The 18,578-nt window shown below is 69.0% G+C and carries 19 protein-coding genes; 10 read left to right on the top strand and 9 right to left on the bottom strand.

Annotated elements, in window-relative coordinates; all coding sequences use genetic code 11:
• Positions 1-54: 54 nt before the first annotated feature.
• From QNI11_RS19285 to petA, 3 genes are read right to left on the bottom strand one after another with little or no spacing between them, the layout of a single operon-like run.
• Entirely contained in the window at positions 55-900 is an 846-nt protein-coding gene (locus tag QNI11_RS19285; protein WP_100928980.1) for a cytochrome c1, read from the bottom strand.
• Between the two features lie 20 nt (positions 901-920).
• On the bottom strand, positions 921-2,267 hold the full coding sequence (gene petB / locus QNI11_RS19280; protein ID WP_100928981.1) for a cytochrome b: 1,347 nt from the start codon (positions 2,265-2,267) through the stop codon (positions 921-923).
• Positions 2,268-2,279: 12 nt separating this feature from the next.
• The gene (petA, locus tag QNI11_RS19275) at positions 2,280-2,876 is read right to left on the bottom strand and encodes a ubiquinol-cytochrome c reductase iron-sulfur subunit (protein WP_100928982.1); all 597 of its coding nucleotides are present in this window, start codon (positions 2,874-2,876) and stop codon (positions 2,280-2,282) included.
• A 231-nt stretch (positions 2,877-3,107) separates the two neighbouring features.
• On the opposite strand from petA, the gene QNI11_RS19270 reads away from it, so the two are divergent.
• Positions 3,108-3,761, top strand: coding sequence for an outer membrane protein (locus QNI11_RS19270; protein WP_283981377.1), 654 nt, complete (start codon positions 3,108-3,110; stop codon positions 3,759-3,761).
• A 128-nt stretch (positions 3,762-3,889) separates the two neighbouring features.
• On the opposite strand, the gene QNI11_RS19265 is transcribed toward QNI11_RS19270, so the two are convergent.
• On the bottom strand, positions 3,890-4,495 hold the full coding sequence (locus tag QNI11_RS19265) for a glutathione S-transferase (protein ID WP_100928984.1): 606 nt from the start codon (positions 4,493-4,495) through the stop codon (positions 3,890-3,892).
• A 509-nt stretch (positions 4,496-5,004) separates the two neighbouring features.
• Here QNI11_RS19265 and QNI11_RS19260 point away from each other — a divergent pair.
• On the top strand, positions 5,005-5,499 hold the full coding sequence (locus QNI11_RS19260; RefSeq protein ID WP_283981376.1) for a twin-arginine translocation pathway signal: 495 nt from the start codon (positions 5,005-5,007) through the stop codon (positions 5,497-5,499).
• A gap of 13 nt (positions 5,500-5,512) precedes the next feature.
• A complete protein-coding gene (locus tag QNI11_RS19255) occupies positions 5,513-6,100 on the top strand; it encodes a ferric reductase-like transmembrane domain-containing protein (RefSeq protein WP_283981375.1) in 588 nt (195 codons plus the stop codon).
• Positions 6,101-6,102: 2 nt separating this feature from the next.
• Here the strand turns inward: QNI11_RS19255 and QNI11_RS19250 are convergent, their stop codons facing one another.
• Together QNI11_RS19250 and QNI11_RS19245 are read right to left on the bottom strand one after the other, a co-directional pair.
• Positions 6,103-7,029, bottom strand: a complete 927-nt coding sequence (locus QNI11_RS19250) for a tyrosine recombinase XerC (protein WP_283981374.1) — start codon at positions 7,027-7,029, stop codon at positions 6,103-6,105.
• A gap of 89 nt (positions 7,030-7,118) precedes the next feature.
• Positions 7,119-7,826, bottom strand: a complete 708-nt coding sequence (locus tag QNI11_RS19245; protein ID WP_100928988.1) for a DUF484 family protein — start codon at positions 7,824-7,826, stop codon at positions 7,119-7,121.
• 189 nt (positions 7,827-8,015) lie between these two features.
• Here QNI11_RS19245 and QNI11_RS19240 point away from each other — a divergent pair, with 189 nt between their 5' ends.
• Entirely contained in the window at positions 8,016-8,333 is a 318-nt protein-coding gene (locus QNI11_RS19240; RefSeq protein WP_283981373.1) for an antibiotic biosynthesis monooxygenase, read from the top strand.
• Between the two features lie 24 nt (positions 8,334-8,357).
• Here the strand turns inward: QNI11_RS19240 and QNI11_RS19235 are convergent, their stop codons facing one another.
• Both QNI11_RS19235 and QNI11_RS19230 read right to left on the bottom strand, forming a co-directional pair.
• Positions 8,358-9,686, bottom strand: coding sequence for an MFS transporter (locus QNI11_RS19235; RefSeq protein ID WP_283981372.1), 1,329 nt, complete (start codon positions 9,684-9,686; stop codon positions 8,358-8,360).
• A 103-nt stretch (positions 9,687-9,789) separates the two neighbouring features.
• Entirely contained in the window at positions 9,790-10,479 is a 690-nt protein-coding gene (locus tag QNI11_RS19230; protein WP_100928990.1) for a response regulator transcription factor, read from the bottom strand.
• Positions 10,480-10,765: 286 nt separating this feature from the next.
• Here QNI11_RS19230 and QNI11_RS19225 point away from each other — a divergent pair, with 286 nt between their 5' ends.
• The gene (locus QNI11_RS19225) at positions 10,766-11,179 is read left to right on the top strand and encodes a universal stress protein (protein WP_100928991.1); all 414 of its coding nucleotides are present in this window, start codon (positions 10,766-10,768) and stop codon (positions 11,177-11,179) included.
• A 31-nt stretch (positions 11,180-11,210) separates the two neighbouring features.
• On the top strand, positions 11,211-11,762 hold the full coding sequence (locus tag QNI11_RS19220) for a hemerythrin domain-containing protein (RefSeq protein WP_100928992.1): 552 nt from the start codon (positions 11,211-11,213) through the stop codon (positions 11,760-11,762).
• 35 nt (positions 11,763-11,797) lie between these two features.
• On the opposite strand, the gene QNI11_RS19215 is transcribed toward QNI11_RS19220, so the two are convergent.
• The gene (locus QNI11_RS19215) at positions 11,798-12,298 is read right to left on the bottom strand and encodes an Rrf2 family transcriptional regulator (RefSeq protein ID WP_283981371.1); all 501 of its coding nucleotides are present in this window, start codon (positions 12,296-12,298) and stop codon (positions 11,798-11,800) included.
• A 130-nt stretch (positions 12,299-12,428) separates the two neighbouring features.
• Here QNI11_RS19215 and QNI11_RS19210 point away from each other — a divergent pair, with 130 nt between their 5' ends.
• From QNI11_RS19210 to cydB, 4 genes are all read left to right on the top strand, one after another.
• Positions 12,429-14,000, top strand: coding sequence for an ABC transporter ATP-binding protein/permease (locus tag QNI11_RS19210; protein ID WP_283981370.1), 1,572 nt, complete (start codon positions 12,429-12,431; stop codon positions 13,998-14,000).
• Positions 13,997-15,640, top strand: coding sequence for an amino acid ABC transporter ATP-binding/permease protein (locus QNI11_RS19205; RefSeq protein WP_283981369.1), 1,644 nt, complete (start codon positions 13,997-13,999; stop codon positions 15,638-15,640). The genes QNI11_RS19210 and QNI11_RS19205 overlap by 4 nt, the downstream gene beginning before the upstream one ends.
• A 163-nt stretch (positions 15,641-15,803) precedes the next feature.
• Positions 15,804-17,402: a cytochrome ubiquinol oxidase subunit I gene (locus tag QNI11_RS19200; RefSeq protein ID WP_100928996.1), complete on the top strand. Its 1,599-nt coding sequence runs from the start codon at positions 15,804-15,806 to the stop codon at positions 17,400-17,402.
• A gap of 5 nt (positions 17,403-17,407) precedes the next feature.
• A complete protein-coding gene (gene cydB, locus QNI11_RS19195; RefSeq protein ID WP_283981368.1) occupies positions 17,408-18,571 on the top strand; it encodes a cytochrome d ubiquinol oxidase subunit II in 1,164 nt (387 codons plus the stop codon).
• Positions 18,572-18,578 lie beyond the last annotated feature (7 nt).

Genomic DNA, 18,578 nt, shown 5'->3' with positions numbered 1-18,578 from the left:
GCAGAAAGCCCCGCCGGTTGGGGCGGGGCTTTCCGTTTCACTGTCCGATCAGGATCAGGCGTGCGGCTTGCGCTTGATCGGTGCCCAGATGCGCTTGTTCACGAGGTAGAGCAGCGCGGACATGATGATCAGGAAGAACACGCCGATGAAGCCTGCTTCCTTGCGGGCCATCATCTTCGGTTCCGCCGCCCACATCAGGAAGGCCGCGACGTCCTGCGCCTCGTGGTGCAGGGAGTTGGAGTGGCCGTCGTCAAAGTCGACGTCCTCGCCGTACAGCGGCTGCGCCATGCCGATCCAGCTGCCCGGCACGGTGTGGTTGCCTTCCTCGTCGAGGCACTCTGCCGGGTAGCCGCCCGCGGTGAAGACCGTGTTGTAGCTGCCGGAGAAGTCCTCGGGCGCACATTCCGGTGCTTCGTGGTAGCCGGTCAGCAGCGAGGCGATGTATTCCGCGCCGCCCATGCCCTTGAGGAACTGGTTGATGCCGAGGCCGTAGGGACCGTGGAAACCGGCCCGTGCCTTCGCCATCAGCGACAGGTCGGGTGCGCCGGCCGACGTGACACGCGGGAAGTTGTCCGCGGGACGGGCGGGACGGAAATCGCCGTCGCCATCGGCCAGTTCCTCGTCCCAGACCTGGAAGTTCTCGGCATAGGCGAAGACCTGGTCCTCGTTGTAGCCGAGCGCCGACAGGTCGCGGATCGGCACGTACTGCAGGCCGTGGCAGGCCGAGCAGATCTCCGTGTAGACCTTGAGGCCGCGCTGGAGCTGCATCTGGTCGTAGGCACCGAAGGGGCCTTCGAAGGAGAACGCGAAGTCCTCGACGTGGGACTCTCCCCCGGCGGCATGTGCGCCGGAGGCAAGACCGATGGCCGTCAGGGCCGCGAAGGTGAGCTTCTTGAACATCTCTTGCGATCCTTTCGAGGTCATTCCGCCGGAGCGTTGGCGGTTTGGCCGGAAGTGTCGGATTTCGGCGGGTAGTGCGCGTCGAAATCCTCTTCGATGGTCGTCGGGCGCGGCAGCGGCTTCTCGATCACGCCAAGCAGCGGCAGGATCACGAGGAAGTACGCGAACCAGTAGGCCGAGGCGATCAGCGAGAAGGAGGCGTAGGGCTCCTCTGCCGGCATCGCGCCGAGCCACATCAGCGCCATGAAGTCGATCACCAGCAGCCAGAACCACCACTTGAACATCGGGCGGTACTTGCCCGAGCGCACGGAGGAGGTGTCGAGCCAGGGTGCCAGTGCCATCGCGAGGATCGCGCCGAACATCGCCAGCACGCCGAAGAACTTCGCATCGACGATGCCGCCGGTGATGAAGCTGGCAATCTGAACGACCCAGACCTCGGACGTGAACGCGCGCAGGATGGCGTAGAACGGCAGGAAGTACCATTCCGGCACGATGTGCGCGGGCGTCGAAAGCGGGTTCGCCTCGATGTAGTTGTCCGGGTGGCCAAGGTAGTTCGGCATGAAGCCGACGATGGCGAAGAACACGGCCAGGATCACCGCGAGGGCGAACAGGTCCTTGATCACGTAGTACGGCCAGAAGGGAACGGTGTCCTTCTGCGCTTCGGCCTTCGACCCGCGACGCACCTCGACACCGGTCGGGTTGTTGTTGCCCGTGGTGTGGAACGCCCAGATGTGCACGGCCACGAGGGCGGCGATCACGAAGGGCAGCAGGTAGTGCAGCGAGAAGAAGCGGTTCAGCGTGGCGTTGTCCACGGCGGGTCCGCCCAGCAGCCAGGTCTGGATCGGCTCACCGATGAACGGGATGGCGCCGAACAGGCCGGTGATCACGGTCGCGCCCCAGAAGGACATCTGACCCCAGGGCAGGACGTAGCCCATGAAGGCGGTGCCCATCATGCAGAGGTAGATCAGCATGCCGATGATCCACGTGATCTCGCGCGGGGCCTTGTAGGAGCCGTAGTAGAGACCGCGGAAGATGTGCGCGTAGACCGCAACGAAGAACAGCGATGCGCCGTTCATGTGCAGGTAGCGGATGAAGTGGCCGCCGTTCACGTTGCGCATGATGTGCTCGACCGAGGCGAAGGCCAGGTCGACATGCGGCGTGTAGTGCATCACGAGGATGACGCCGGTGGCGATCTGCAGAACGAGGCAGAAGGTCAGGATGATGCCCCAGATCCACATCCAGTTGAGGTTCTTGGGGGTCGGGATCATGATGGTGTCGTAGAGCAGGCCGATGATCGGCAGGCGCGAATGCACCCAACGCTCGGCGCCGGTCTTCGGCTCGTAATGATCGTGCGGGATTCCAGCCATGGTGCGCGCTCCTTAACCCAGCAGAATGGTGGTGCCATCGACCCAGGAGGTCGGCGGGATGTGCAGGTTCTGCGGTGCGGGGCCTTTGCGGATCCGGCCCGACAGGTCGTAGTGCGACCCGTGGCAGGGGCAGAACCAGCCGCCGAAATCGCCGGAGTCGCCAAGCGGCACGCAGCCCAGGTGGGTGCAGACGCCCATCTGCACCAGCCAGCTCTCGGCGGCCTCGTCCGAACCCTCGGGGCTCGGCATCGTGCGGTTCATGTCCGTCGCGGGAGCGTTCGGATCGATGTTCTCGTTCCGGGCCAGCGGGTCGACGACGCTGACGCCTGCCGCAAATTCCTCGTCCTGCGCCTTGGCCCGCTCGATTTCCGCTTCGGTGCGGTGGCGGATGAAGACGGGCTTGCCCAGCCATTTCACCGTCAGCTGCGAGCCCGGAGCCACGCCGGACACGTCGACGCGGATGGTCGACAGCGCCCGCACGTCGGCGGAGGGGTTCATCTGGTTGACCAGCGGCCAGACCGCGGCGCCCGCTGTGACGGCCCCGGCGCCGGCAGCGGCGTAGTAGAGGAAGTCCCTGCGGGTGGCATCATGATCGTCTGCGTGAGACACGATTGTCGCTCCCTTGTTTCGGGCCCGAGGAAGCGCCCTCCGGCCGAGATACGTCCAATGAAGGGAACGAGTCGGTCGACTCTCCCGTACATTTCAGAGCGGTATCTACCCGTCACCTTTCAGGTGGTAAAGCGTGCAAAAGCCACAGATTGCCGTTCGTGCGCATGTGTCGCGGTTGAAAGCCCGCTTTCAGGGGTTTAGATGAGGACCCGAGCAGAGGGAGAACACCCCATGAAGCGTCTGATTCTCGCCGCGGGGTTGTCCTGCGCAATGGCTGCCCCGGCAGCGGCCGAAACCGAGCTGTCCTTTTACCTGGGGTGGCAGACCCTCCCGCACAGCCGCATTTCGGGCGACCTGCCCAACGGCGGCGGATCGTATGACGAGCTGGTCGGCTGGGAAGGCAAACCCTTTGAAATGCCGCCCTATTACGGTGCACGCGCCACGTGGTGGCGGGCCGATAACCTGGGCTTCGGCGTGGAATACACCCACACCAAGGCCTATGCGCCCGACGACACGATGGATGCGCTCGGCTTTTCGCGGCTGGAGTTCACCGACGGGCACAACGTGGCGACCGTCAACGTGATGAAACGCTGGCCGGAGCTGTGGGGCAAGACGACGCCCTATGTCGGCGGCGGTCTGGGTGTGGCTTTCCCGCATGTGGATGCCAAGCACGACTCCGGCTCCCGGACCTACGGGTTCCAGGTGACCGGCCCGGCGGCGCGGCTGATGGCGGGTGCGAGCTATCCGATCAACGACCGGTTCTCCGTCTTCGGGGAATACCAGTTCACCTATTCGTCGAACGAAGGTGAGTTCGACGAGGGCGGCACCTTCGAGACCGACATCAAGACGAACGCGCTGAACGTCGGCGTCTCGATGAAGTTCTGAAGGATTTCGAAGGGCGGGCGGCGCATAGCCCCGCCCTACGATAATCCCGTTTCTTTCCAACAGCTTTCACACGACCTGACGGGCCTGCAAGGCGGCGCGCAGCCCCGCCCTGCGATCCGTTCCGCCGGTCAGGCGGTGGGTTGCGTGGCCTTCATCGACTCGCGTTCGGAGAAGCGGGCGTACCACTGGGCCAGCGCGTCGTGGCCGGTGCGCCAGCCGCGGACGTCGTGGCGGAAGTCGAGGTAGCCCAGAGCGCAGCCGACCGCGATCTGGCCCATGTCGAGCGGGCCGTTCAGGTGGCTCATCCAGCGGGTTTCCAGCGCGTCGAGGGCGCGGGAGACCTTGCCCCACTGGCCTTCGATCCACTCCATCGACGCGTTTTCGGGCGAGCGGAAACGTTCCTCGTAGATGATGAGGAGGGCGGCTTCGAGGATGCCGTCGGCGGTCGCCTCAAGCGTCAGCGTGTCCCAGATTCTGCTTTCGGGATAAAGGTTTGCCCCGGCCTTGGCGTCGAGATAGCGGCAGATCACCCGGCTGTCGTAGAGCGCGGGGGCGTTTTCGCGGATCAGGGCGGGGATCTTGCCCACCGGGTTGGCGGAGGTCAGGGCCGGGTCCGGCGCCATGGGCGAGGCCACCACGTCGATCTGTTCGACATCCCCGATCTGTCCTGTCTCGTGCAGGGTCACGACGACCTTGCGCACAAACGGCGACGGGCCGTGCTTCAGAAGTTTCATGGGGGTTCTCCGCAAATTGCCTGCGCCCATGATTGGCAGAGCGCCCCCGGGGTCTCAAGGGCCTCCGCGCGGCATGGCGTTAACCCGCCCTGCCGGGGTCTTGCCGGTTAATGCGGCGCGCGCCGGGGTAACGGGGCGCACGGTGCGGACAGCCGCAGCATGTGGCGTCAGCGGACACAGCCCACCACAACGGTTTAACGGAAGTTTACCGATGGCCCCGGGGCATTAAGGGACGAACCGGCCGATTGGACCCCGATTCCCGGCCGGTTGTTAACCTTTGGCAGATTCGGCCGCCGCAAAACCGTTGCGCGGCGATTTTTCCTGTTAACCTGCCCCGGAAAGCCCCTGAACGCCGCCCAAGGCGCGGGCCACGCCACCTTCACGATGGCGTTGGATCGGCGCGGGACCCGTTCCCTTCGGCGCGGAATGACCCATACTCCCTTGCAGAGGTGACACACGCGGGCCGCGCGTCTGCCGCGCGGCCGCACCGACCGACAGGAGGCACCGCCATGACCCCCCGCCCCAGGGCTTTCGGCCCGATGACCCGCCGCAGCCTGATCCTGACCGGAGCCGCCGGACTGCTGTCCGGCCTGAGCGTGCCCGCCCGCGCGGCGGGTGTCGCGCCGACCCCGTCGATGCGGGGCGGGGCGAACAACTATCGTCCCGGCGCGCCCATAGTCGAGCGGATCGGCGGGGGCGGTTTCCTGATGTCCGGCACGGTGCGCCGGGCCGGGGACGGCGCGCCGCTGAAAGGCGTGCGCATCCAGATCTGGGCGCACACCACCGAAGGGCACGAGCGCGACCCGCAAAGCCACGGCGCCACGCTGACCGACGAAAACGGCGTGTTCCGGATGGACATGCCGCAGATCGTGCCGGCCTTCGGCCAGCCGCACGGGCACCTCGCCTATGACAGCGGCGATTTCGAGACGGTGTTCCTGCGGCCGGTGATGCGCAGCGCAGAGGAGACGAGCCTGACCGCCGACTTCGTGCTGCAACCGGCGTGACGCGCGCCTTTCCATGACACGATACCTGATCTGGGGCGGGCTGGGCCTGATCGCCGTGGCCGCGATCCTCGAGGCGGCGTTCAGCCCGCTGCTTCAATGGCGGCAGCCGGTCTACATCGCCGCGGGCTTTGCCGGGATCGTGGCCATGCTGCTGGTGCTGGCCCAGCCGTTGCTGGCGGGCGGTCTCCTGCCCGGCGTGCGGATGCAGGCGGGGCGGCGGGTGCACCGCTGGACGGGCGTTGCGCTGCTGGTGGCCGTACTGATCCACGTGGGCGGGCTGTGGGTGACATCGCCGCCGGACATGGTGGATGCGCTGACCTTCACCTCTCCCACGCCGTTTTCGCCCTGGGGCGTGGTGGCGATGTGGGCGCTGTTCGCCACGGCGGTTCTGGCGCTTTTGCGCGACCGTCTGAGCGCGCGGGGCTGGCGGTTGGGCCATTCCGCGCTGGCGGTGGCGATCGTCACGGGCAGCGTCGTGCACGCCCTGCTGATCGAGGGGACCATGGGCACCCTGTCGAAGGTGGCGCTGTGCGCCGTCACCGTGGCGGTGCTGATGCGGGTGCTGATGCGGCTTCGGGTGTGGCGGCTGGTGGCGCGCTAGGGTCAGCCCGCCTTTGGATGGCAGGCATCGTAGATCTTCATCAGGTGGACCTGGTCGACGGCGGTATAGGCCTGCGTGGTCGAGAGGCTGGCGTGGCCCAGCAGTTCCTGGATCGCGCGCAGGTCGCCGCCCGCGTGCAGCAGGTGCGTGGCAAAGCTGTGGCGCATGGCGTGCGGCGTGGCCGTGGCGGGCAGGCCAAGCTGCATCCGGGCCTGTTCGGTGACCTTGGCGATCTGGCGCGGGTTCAGCGGGCCACCGCGTGCGCCCCGGAACAGCGCGAGGTCCCGTTCCGGCTGATAGGGGCAGAGGCTGAGGTAGGTCTCGACCGCGCGGCGGGCGACGGGCAGGACCGGGACGATGCGTTCCTTGTTGCCCTTGCCGACGATGCGCAGGCTATCGGTCAGCGGCAGGTGGCGCCCGGTGAGCGAGAGCGCCTCGGAGATCCGCAGGCCGCAGCCGTAGAGCAACGTGACCACGGCGGCGTCGCGGGCGCCCTGCCAGCTTGTTGTGGACTGAAGCTCTACCGTGTCGATCATGGCGCGGGCGGCGTCCTCGGACAGCGGGCGGGGGAGCTTCTTCTGGAACTTTGGCGCGCGGGTGGCGAGCACGGCGGTCGGTTCGAAGCCCTCGCGTTCCGAGAGCCAGCGGTAGAAGGTCTTTACCGCCGAAAGCTTGCGGGCCATGGAGCGCGAGCTGATCTGGGTGCGCCGCAGGTGGGCCATCCATGCGCGCATGTCAGCGGTGGTGACGCGCGCCAGCGGGGCGAGGCCCTGCGGTTCGGCGTGGTGCTGGGTGAGGAAGGCGATGAAGTCGACGACATCCGCACGGTAGGCGGTGATCGTGTTGTCGGAGGCATCGCGCAGCGCCTTGGCGTGTTCGAGCCAGTCGGCGAGCGCGGTGCGGGCGGCGGGTGAAATCTCGAGCGTCATGGCGCTGCCTTTCGCATCTGTCCCCCGGGGTACTGTGGTCAGGCTGGCAGCGCCTGTGGTCGTGCGGGCGGTGTGCGCCCGCGGTGCGGTCAGTTCAGCCAGCGCCGCATGGAGCGTTCGAAGACGCCCGCGAAGAAGGCGAGCAGGTCGGTGCCCTGCTGCGGCGTGAACTGGTGCGGGTCCTCGGAGCCCATGACCAAGAGGCCGGGCAGGCGGCCGGGGCCGAAGTCGAGCTTCAGGCAGGCTTCGGACCGGATGAACTCTGCCCGGGTGCCGTAGACCCGGCCGTCGCCGTGGCTGACCTGGCGAAGCGTGACCGCGCGGATCGGTGCCTCTCGGCCTGAGGCGATGAAATCCTCGACAAAGCCCGGTTCGGCGACCGACAGCACCTCGCCCAGGCGGCGGATCACCGGCTCGCGGTCGTTCTGCTTGCTTTCGAGGACCAGCTTGATGACGTCGACGCGCAGGATCTGCGCGACCTCGCCGCCGAGGTCCTTCAGGAAGGGTTCGAATTCCAGCGGGTCGAGCATGCGCAGGATCGCGCGGTGGATCTGGTTGGTGCCTGCGAGGTTCTCGTAGGCGGCGGCGATGACGGAGCGGTGCGTGTCCTCGAGCCGGTCGAGCCGGGCCTCAAGCCGTTCCATGGCGATGCCGCGCAGGTCGACGATGTTGCCGCCCATGGCCCGTTCGTTCGCCGCAATCAGGGCGTGCATGAGATCCTTGTCGTCGAGGATCATGTCGGGCCGCGAAATGATCGTCTCGCGGAGCGACTCCTCGATTCGTGCAATGCTGCTCATGCTGTGCCTGTCCCGTGATGCTGCCCGTGGCGCGTTTGCCGCGCCGGTTTTGATGGATTGCGGGTTTTGTGTCCCAAGGGCGCCGCCGCTGTCAAGATTTTAAGGGATAATCCGGGGTGTTAACCGGGTGACGGGACACTTGGGACACGGCGCGTGCTGTGCAAAGCTGGGGGCAGGAGGACCACACCCATGCCCGAGATCAGACAGACCACCGACCGCCAGACGGTCATCACCACGTTCGAGACCAGCCCCGGCAATTGCGAGGACCTGCTGGACGCCCTGAAGGAGGCCTATGCCGGCTTCATCTCGAAGCAGCCGGGGTTCGTTGCGGCGGCGCTGCACGTCAACGATGCGCAGACGCGGATCGCCAACTATTCCCAGTGGCGGCACCGCGAGGACTTTCTCAAGATGCTGCGGTCGGAGGAGATGCGCGCGCACAACAAGCGGTTCAACACGCTCTGCCGCAGCTTCGAGCCGGTGCTTTACGAGGTGGCGGCGACGTTCTGACCTTTGCCGCAGCGGCGGGCCGGGTCAGCCGTGGGAGGGCCAGGCGCGGTGTTCGTCGTCGATGACGAAGACGTGCCGGTGCCGCTTGTGTCCGTAGGCCTTCAGGTGCGGATGGTCGGGCGGCAGGTCCGGGTGGTCGTGCGCCAGTTCGGACGGGTCGCCTGCGGGCCAGACACGTGCGCCTGTCAGCACGCCTGCGGCCGCCAGCCCGCCCAGCAGCAGAAGCGCCGGGGTCATGCCGAAGGCGTCGCCGACCCATCCCGCCAGCGGGTAGGTCAGCAGCCAGCAGGCGTGGGACAGGGCGAATTGCGCGGCGAACAGCGCGGGCCGGTCGCCGGACGCCGAGGACCGGCGCAAAAGCCGCCCCGAAGGCGTCAGGATCGCGGAGTAGAGCATCCCGTTTACCGCCCAGAGCGCGAGGAGGGCGGCCCAGGGCACACCGCCGCCGGTCAGGCGCCAGAGACCGTGGCCCAGCGTGACCGCCGCCAGAAGCGTCGCCGCCGTCATCATCACCGGGCGGTCCGCCAGCCGGTCGAGCAGGCGCGGCAGGGCCAGCGCGGTCAGCATCGACCCCGCGCCGAAGGCGGCGAGCGCATAGGCCACGTCGGCCTCTGTCCCGGCATAGGCGGCGCGGACGATCACCACGGTGTTGACGATGACGAAGGCGCCGCCCGCCGCCGCTGCGAGGTTCAGCGCCAGGAGCCCGCGCAGCCGGGGCGTGGCGAGGTAGATGCGCGCGCCCCGGGTCAGCCGGTCGGCAAAGCTGCGGCGGGTGGTCTCGCCGCGCGCGGGCAGCGGCGTGACACCGACCAGCAGCGCGGAGGCGAGGAAACCCGCCACGGTGCCCGCGAAAAGGCCGTGGTAGCTCATCACCAGCAGGAGCAGGCCCGCGATGGTCGGGCTGACGAGGTTTTCGAGATCATAGGCCAGCCGCGACAGCGAGAGGGCGCGGGTATAGGCGGCCTCTTCCGGCAGGATGTCGGGGATCAGCGCCTGGAAGGCGGGGGTGAAGGTGGCAGAGGCGGCCTGAAGCACGAAGATCAGGACATAGACCTGCCAGACCGCGTCGATGAAGGGCAGCGCCAGCGCCACGGCGGCGCGCAGGAGGTCGGCGCCGATCAGCACGGCCTTGCGGGGCAGGCGTTCGGCGGCGGCGTTGGCCAGCGGAGCAAGGCCCACGTAGGCGATCATCTTGATGGCGAGCGCGGTGCCCAGCACGGCCCCGGCGCGGTCCCCGGCTAGGTCGTAGGCCAGAAGGCCGAGCGCCACGGTCATCAGCCCGGTGCCGAGCAGGGCGATGACCTGCGCGGTGAAAAGGCGGCTGTAGACGGGGTGGGCGAGGACGCTCAGCATGTCCGGACCCTAGCACAGGGCCGGGGTCCGGATCATCGGGGATCTGCGTCCTTGCGGCGTCGTTTCACGACCCCGGCCAAGGGTCTTCCCGATCAGGCGGGGATCAGGCCGCGATCGGGGTGACGAGGTCGGCGGCGGCAAATCGGAAGCCGGAGCCGCGCACGGTTTCGATGTCCACCGCCCCGTCCGCCGCAGCGAGGCAGGCGCGCAGGTTGCAGACATAGACGTCGAAGACCCGGGCGTCGGGCTCGTTCTCAAGCCCGTAGATGTGGGACAGCAGCTCCGACCGCGTGACCAGCCGCCCCGGCCGCAGCGCGAGGTATTCGAGCAGCTCGTAGAGCTTCGGCGAAAGCTTGATAGGGCAGGCCAGCAGGTAGGCCTTGCGGGTCAGCAGGTCGATGCGCAGCGGGCCGTGGAGGATCTGCGGACGGCCGAGCCCGCGCGACCGGCGGGCGACGGCCTGCAGGGTGACGACGTTCTCTTCGGCGGGGCGGGCCGAATCGAGCACGCAGTCGGCGCCGCCGTCGAGCAGCGCGGCGATCTGTTCCGGCGTGGGCCTGGGCGTCACGAGGGCCACGGGCATGTCCGGCGCGGCACGGCGGATCGCGGCGAGCGACAGGCCGCGCGGCCCGAGCTGGTCGGCGGCGACGATCAGCAGGTCGGCCTCGCCATGGCGCATGAAGTGGGGGATGTCCTCGATCCGGTCGGTGCGCGTCATCAGCGTGCCGTTCGCGGCAAGCTCGGCGGCGAGGGTCATCAAGGTCCAGTCGGTTTCGGCAATCAGGTAACGCATCGGTCTCCTCACTCTGATCGGGAGCGTGTCCGCTGCGGCTGGCCCGGAGCGGGCCACGCACATGGCAGTCGGTGCGCGCACGGGAGGAGCCGTTTTGGCCGCCGGGCGCGGAGGGAGGTGCGTTCTGTCACCTGCTTAACGGGTTACGTGTGCAATGTGTGCGTATTGTGGCCGCTTTCCGGCGCGGGCGCGGCATGACCTGAATCAAGGCGGGTTGCGGCGGCCGGGCGCAGGATGAGCCCGAGAGCCGGCCCGGCGGACGGGCGGCGGGGCAGGAGGCCTTTCCATGTATCACAACATTCTGGTTCCGGTCGCGCTCGACCAGGCGGGGGGACCCGCGGTCCCGAAGGTGCTGGAGGTGGCGCGGCGGCTGGCGGGCGAGGACGCGACGATCACCGTGCTGCACGTGGTCGAGGAGGTGCCGGGCTACATCGAGGGCTACCTGCCGGCGGGTTATCTCGCCGAGGCCCGGCAGCGGATCGCGGAGGAGATCGCGCATCTGACCGAGGAGGTGCCGGGCGGCGTGCCCGCCGTGATCACCGGCCACGCGGGGCGGTCCATCGTCGACTGGGTGGAGGATCACGGCGTGGACCTTGTGGTCATGGCCTCGCACCGGCCGGGGATGCAGGACCTGCTGATCGGCTCGGTCGCGGCGCATGTTGTGCGTCATGTGACCTGTGCTGTGCACGTGGTGCGTTGACAAGGACCCCTGCGCGCCCAGATGTGCGCGTATGGACAAGCTTTACGATCTGACGGAACGGGACGGGCTGCCGGAGGCGCTGAGGGTGCTTCTGGAGGCGTTCCCGCGTGCCGACTGGCAGGCGCACCCCAACTTTGCCGGGCTGGTGGCCTTCTGGCTGGACCGGCACGAGATGTTCCGCCAGCTCTGCGAGGTGATGCGGACCGATGCGGAGGGCGTGGTCGACGGCCAGATGGACCCGCGCGAGATGCAGGCCCGGCTGAGCCGCTACGGCGGGATGCTGGTGCAGAACCTGCACGGGCATCACCAGATCGAGGACATGCATTACTTTCCGGTGCTGAAGGCGCGCGAGGCGCGGCTGGACCGGGGGTTCGAGATCCTCGACCGCGACCACCACGCGATGGACGGGCTGATCGCGCGATTCGCCGATGGCGCCAACGGGGTGCTGCGCGGCCAGCGCGAGGCCGGGACCTTCCGCGAGGACGTGATCGGCTTCGAGACGCTGCTGCGCCGGCACCTCGCCGACGAGGAAGACCTGATCGTGCCGGTGATCCTGAAGCACGGACCCGACGGGCTGCACTGAGCGGCAGGCCGGGGGAGGCGGCGCAAAGCCCCGCCCTACGGGCCGGTGCGCGGGACAGGTGCGATTGCCATGTCCGTGCCGTTGCAGGCCCCCGCGAGCGCCGGGGCCAGCGTCAGGAGCTGCTCAAGCCCGCAATTGCCGCGCGTCAGGTCGTCGAGCGTCACGCGGTCGAGCTCGTGATAGAAGGCGTCGAGCGCGCGTGTCAGGAAGCCGCGCAGGCGGCAGGCGCCGGTCAGCGGACAGGTGTTGGACGCCGGGTCGAAGCATTCGGCGAAGGGGATCTCGGTCTCGAACAGGCGGAAGACCGTGCCGATGGAGATGGCCGCCGGGGGCCGGGCCAGTTGCAGCCCGCCGCTGCGCCCGCGCTGGGTGTCGAGGAAGCCCTCGGCCTGCAACTGTTGCACCACGCGGGCTATGTGGTTGGCGGAGGCATTGCAGGCGGCGGCGATCTCGGCGCTGCGGACCCGCGTGCCGGGATTGACGGCGCAGAACATCAGGACACGTGCGGCAAGGTTGGTTCGTGTGGTGAGACGCATGGCCGCTCCTCTGGCTGGGCGTCTTTCTTGCATCCGCGGTGCGGAATAACCTTGATCCAGATCAGGGCGCGCGGCGCGGTCCCGGGCCACGGCACGGGGCGGAGCGGAATGCCGCGGACGGAGGGTGACGATGCGGAACGGACAGGTGGCCTCGCTGGCGCAGGCGCTGGTGTGGCCGGTGCAGGCCTGGCTGCTGGCGGCGCTGCTGGCCGACCTGCTGGCCGGGACCGGCGCGCTGCCGGTCTGGGGCGTGGCGGGCGGCTTCGTGGCGCTGGGCGTGCTCCGCGCGGCCCTCGAACAGGTGGCGCAGGCGCAGCTTTCGGCGCTGGCGGAGGCCCGCATCGGCGACGCCCGGGCCGAGATCATCACGGTGGAGGCCAGGGCCGCCGCGCCGTCGGACCTGGGCGGACCGGGCGCGCTGGCCGCGCTTCTGGCGGAGAAGCTGGAGGCGCTGCGCCCCTACCTCATGCGCTACCGCCCCGCCCGGCTGCGCGCCATGGTCGTCCCCCTGCTGATCCTTGCCATTGCCGTGCCGCAGTCCTGGGCCGTGGCGCTGATCTTCCTGATGGCGGGGCCGTTGATCCCGGTCTTCATGGCGCTGGTCGGCTGGGCCGCGAAAGAGGCCAGCGCGCGCCAGATGGTGGAGATCGGCGACCTGAGCGATTTGCTGGTGGACCGGCTGTCGGCGCTGGCCGACCTGCGGCTGGTCGGGGCGGGCGGGCCGGTGGTGAGCGGCTTCGCGGCGTCCTCCGAAGGGTTGCGGGCGCGGACCATGGCGGTGCTGCGCATCGCCTTCCTGTCCTCCACCGTGCTTGAGCTCTTCGCGGCGCTGGGCGTGGCGATGGTGGCGGTCTGGACCGGCTTTCACCTGCTGGGCGTGATCGGCTGGGGCACCTGGGGCGGCGCGCTGTCCCCGGCGGCGGGCATCTGGCTGCTGCTGCTGGCGCCGGAGTTCTTCCAGCCGCTGCGCGACCTTGCTGCCGCGTGGCACGACAAGGCCGCGGCTGAGGCGGTGGAGGCGGAACTGACAGAGTGGCGCGCCGAGACCCGGCCGGAGCTGATGCGCGGCGGTGAGCATGTGCCGCCCGCCGGGCCGCTGTCGCTGCGCGGCGTGGTGGCGCGGGGCATCGCGCTGCCGGAGATGGAGGTCGCCCCGGGCGAAAGCGTGGCCGTCATGGGCCCGAGCGGCGCAGGCAAGACGACGCTGCTGCGCGTGCTGGCCGGGCTTGAGCGGCCGTCGGCGGGCGAGGTGCTTGTCGGCGGACGTCCCTTGCCGGAGGTCATCGACGGCTGGCGTGCGGGGCTGGGCTGGATGCCGCAGGCGCCGCATTTCCTCGACCGGTCGCTGCGGTACAACGTGGGTTTTGGCGCGGAGGTGCCCGGCGACGTGGTAGCGCGGGCGCAACTGGCGGAGGTGCTGGCGGCGCTGCCGCGCGGCGCGCTGACCGTGCTGGGCGAACGCGGCGCGGGCCTGTCGGGCGGCGAGGCGCGGCGCGTGACGCTGGCCCGCGCGCTGATGGCAGGCCGGGGCGCCCTGCTGGCGGACGAGCCGACCGCGGACCTCGACAAGGCGACGGCAGAGGCGGTGGCGGGCGCATTGCTGGCCTTCGCGCAGGCGGGCGGCACGCTGATCGTGGCGACACACGACGCGGGGCTTGCGGCGCGCATGGACCGGGTCGTGACGCTGGAGGCCGGGTCATGAGGGCGTTGTGGCGCATCGTCGGGCCGCTTGTGGCCGGAGAGGTCCGGGCGGTGCTCAGGGGCTTCGCGCTGACCGTGCTGGTGCTGGTCATGGGCGTGGCGCTGCTGGGCGTGTCGGGGTGGTTCATCACGGCGGCGGCGGTCGCCGGTCTGGCGGGCACGGGCGCGCTGTTCAACGTCTTCGTGCCCTCGGCGATGGTGCGGCTGCTGGCGCTGGGGCGGACGGCGGCACGCTATGGCGAGCGGGTGCTGACCCATGACGCCACCCTGCGCGCCCTGTCGCGGCTGCGGGTGCGGCTGATGCAGGGGCTGGTCGCGGCGCCCTGGCGGCGGCTGGAGCGGCTGCGGGCGCGGGCCGTGCTGAACCGGCTGGTGGCGGACATCGACGCGCTGGACGGCGTGATGCTGCGGCTGTTGCTGCCGGGGCTGGCGGGCGGCGCGGTGATCCTTGCGAGCGGGCTGGTGCTGTCCTGGCTGGTGCACCCGTGGGTCGGGCTGTGGGTCGCCTGCGGGTACCTCGTGGGGCCGACGCTGGTGTTCCTGTTCGGGGCGCGGCTGGCGCGGCGTCCTGCGCGCCGGGCGGAGGCGGCAATGCAGGCGATGCGGTCGCGGCTGGTGGACATGCTGGGTGCGCGCGAGGACCTGGCGGTCTTCGGGCAGCTGGACCGCGCGGCAGAGGCGGTGCGCGGCGCGGTCACGCGCCATGCGGCGGCACGGGCGGAGGTCGACCGGGTGGAGCGGCGCATGGGCTTCGGCCTCGACCTGATCGGCACGCTGGTGGTCGGCGGGGCGCTTGGCCTTGGCGCGACGCTGGCGCGGGCCGGAGAGATCGGCGCGCCGGACGTGGCGATCGGGACGCTGGCGGCGCTGGCGCTGGGCGAGACGGTGGCCCCGGTCCGGCGGGCGCTGGCGGAGGTCGGGCGCATGATCTCTGCCGCGCGGCGGGTGGCGCCGGCGCTGGATGTGCCGGAGGAGACCGGGGGTGTGGCGCCGTCCGGGGTGTTGGTCCTGGAGGACGTGACATTCGCGCAGGGGCAGGGGCGGGCGCTGTTCGCGCCGGTGTCGCTGCGGGTCGCGGCGGGCGAGACGGTGGCCCTGACCGGGCCGAGCGGCAGCGGCAAGAGCACGCTCCTCCTGATGGCGGCGGGGGTGCTGGCGCCGGTCGGCGGGCGGGTGACGCTGGGCGGGACGGATGTTTCGGCGGTGCCGGAGCGCGCGTTGCGCCGGACGGTCGCGATGGTCCCGCAGCGCCACGCGCTGATCGCCGGAACCGTGGCGGAGAACCTGCGGCTGGCGGCGCCGGAGGCCACGGAGGCGGACCTGACGGCGGCGCTGGAGGCGGTGGCGCTGAGCCGTGTCGTCGCAGGCAAGGGCGGGCTGGACGCGCCGCTGGGGTTCCACGGCGCGGGGCTTTCGGGCGGCGAGGCGCGGCGGCTGGTGCTGGCCCGTGCGCTGTTGCGGAAGCCGGGTGTGCTGCTGCTGGACGAACCGACAGAGGGTCTGGACCGCGCCACGGCCGAGCGTGTCATGGCCGGTCTGCGCGCGGCGCTGCCCGATGCGGCGATCCTGCTGGCGGCCCACCGGCAGGCCGAGATATCGGGCGCCGACCGGGTGATGACGCTGCGTCCGCCCGCATCCTGAGACCCGCGCCAATCTGTGACATTCCCCTCCCGGGCGAGTGGGCTAATGTCGTAACCGTGATGCGGAATTTGACCTGTGTCAATTTCGTATCGCGAATGTGGAATATATAAGCGCCACGAATTCCGCATCCCGGATGCGGAAATAAACACCAAGGAGCTCTCTCATGGAGATCGGACTGGTCGAGCTGTCGCGCCTGCAATTCGCTTTGACGGCCATGTATCACTTCCTCTTCGTGCCGCTCACGCTGGGGTTGTCGATCATCGTCGCCATCATGGAGACCGTCTACGTCATGACGAACCGTCCGATCTGGCGGCAAATGACGAAGTTCTGGGGTACGCTGTTCGGCATCAACTTCGTGCTGGGCGTCGCGACGGGCATCACGATGGAATTCCAGTTCGGCATGAACTGGTCGTATTATTCGCACTACGTGGGCGACGTGTTCGGCGCGCCGCTGGCCATCGAGGGGATGATGGCCTTTTTCCTTGAGGCCACGTTCGTCGGGCTGTTCTTCTTCGGCTGGGACAAGCTGTCGAAGGTCGCGCATTGCGTCGTCGCCTGGCTGGTGGCCATCGGGTCCAACTTCTCGGCGCTGTGGATCCTGATCGCCAACGGCTGGATGAACAACCCGGTCGGCGCGGAGTTCAACCCCGAGACCATGCGCATGGAGATGACCGACTTCTTCGAGGTGATCTTCAACGAGGTGGCGCAGTCGAAGTTCGTGCACACGGTGAGCGCGGGCTACGTGACCGCCTCGCTCTTCGTGCTGGGGGTGTCGGCGCTTTACCTGCTGCAGGGCCGGTTCACCGACCTCGCGCGGCGGTCGATCGCGGTCGCTTCGGCCTTTGGCCTCGCCTCGGCGCTGTCGGTGGTCGTGCTGGGCGACGAATCGGGCTATTCCGCCGGGCAGGTGCAGAAGATGAAGCTCGCCTCCCTCGAGGCGATGTGGGAGACGCACGAGGCGCCCGCGCCCTTCACGCTGGTGGGCCTGCCCGACCAGGAAGCGCGCGAGACACATTACGCGGTGGAGATCCCCTGGCTGATGGGGCTGATCGGCACCCGCAGCCTGACGGAGGAGATCCCGGGCATCAAGGATCTGGTGGCCGAGAACAAGGAGCGGGTGCGCCGCGGGATCATCGCCTATGACGCGCTGATGACCGTGCGCGAGAACCGCGGGGATGTCCCGCCCGAGGCGCGCTTCGTGTTCGAGCAGAACTCCATGGACCTTGGCTATGCCTTCCTGCTGAAGCGTTACGTCGACGACCCGCGCGACGCCACGGAGGAACAGATCGACCAGGCGGCCTGGGACACCGTGCCGGGCGTCGCGCCGCTGTTCTGGGCGTTCCGGATCATGGTGGGCCTCGGCTTCAGCTTCATCCTGCTGACGGCGTATTTCTTCTGGCGCGCGTCCTTCCGGCGGATGACCTTCCCGCGGTGGGCCCTGTGGGGCGCGGTCGCGTGGATACCCATGCCGTGGATCGCCGCCGAGATGGGCTGGTTCGTGGCGGAGTTCGGCCGCCAGCCCTGGACCGTCTCGGGCGTGCTGCCCACGGCGATGTCGGTGTCGCACCTCAGCGTGGCCGACGTGCTGTTCACGCTGGCAGGCTTCATCCTGTTCTACACGGTGCTCTTCGTGATCGAGGTGAGCCTGATGGTGAAATACATCCGCAAGGGTCCGTTCCAGGACGTTGCGGAGACCGAAGACTGGAAACGGCGGCACGAGGCGCGGTTGCGTTCGCGCGGCGTCGTGTCCCCGGCGGAGTAAGCGACATGATCCTTTCGGACCTGATAGATCTCGAGACGCTGCGCGTCATCTGGTGGGGCCTTCTGGGGGTGCTGCTGATCGGCTTTGCCCTGACGGACGGCTTCGACATGGGCGTGGGCGCGCTTCTGCCCTTCGTGGCGAAGACCGACGTGGAACGCCGGGTCGTCATCAACACGGTCGGCCCGGTGTGGGAAGGCAACCAGGTGTGGTTCATCCTGGGCGGCGGGGCGATCTTTGCCGCCTGGCCGCCGCTTTATGCCGTGTCGTTCAGCGGGTTCTACATCGCGATGTTCGTGATCCTCGCCGCGCTGATCGTGCGCCCGGTGGCGTTCAAGTACCGCTCCAAGCGCGAGGACCCGGCCTGGCGGGAACGCTGGGACTGGGCGCTGTTCGCGGGCGGCGCGGTGCCGGCGACGCTGTTCGGCGTGGCGGTGGGCAACGTGCTTCTGGGTGTGCCCTTCCACCTGACGCAGGACCTGATGCCGATGTACGACGGGTCGATGCTGGGCAAGTTCGTGGGCCTGCTGCGGCCCTTCGCGCTGCTGGCGGGCGTGGTGTCGATGGCCATGCTGCTGATGCACGGCGCGGCCTGGCTGTCGGTGAAGGCGGAGGGCGCGGTGAAGGACCGGGCCCGCGCCATCGGCGTGACCGCCGGGATGGTCGCCGCGGGCGGCTATGCGCTGGCCGGGCTGTGGCTGGCGGTGGGCGTCGACGGGTTCGCCTTTGCCGGAGAGGCGGTGAAGGACGGCCCGTCGAACCCGCTGCTGAGCGAGGTGGTGCGCGGCGGTTCGTGGCTCTCGGCCTATGCGGAGCGTCCGTGGATCGCCGTGGCGCCGCTGACGGGCTTTGCCGGGATCGCGCTGGCGGTCATGGGGCTGAAAGCGGGGCGCGAGGTGACGACGCTGCTGGCGTCGAAGCTGGGCATCCTTGGCGTCATCTCCAGCGTCGGGCTGACGATGTTCCCGTTCATCCTGCCGTCCACCGTGGACCCGGACAGCTCGCTCACGGTGTGGGACGCCTCGTCCTCGCACCTGACGCTGTTCATCATGCTGGTCTGCGCGGTGATCTTCATGCCGCTGATCCTGATGTACACCGCGTGGGTCTACCGGGTGCTCTGGGGCAAGGTCACCGAGGACGACGTCACCGGAAATTCCGACGCGCTGTACTGAACCGAGG

This window comes from Sagittula sp. MA-2 (genome assembly GCF_030126985.1).
GTDB lineage: Bacteria > Pseudomonadota > Alphaproteobacteria > Rhodobacterales > Rhodobacteraceae > Sagittula.
The sequence above is the reverse complement of the archived record's forward strand: the minus strand, read 5'-3'. Positions and strand labels throughout refer to the sequence as shown.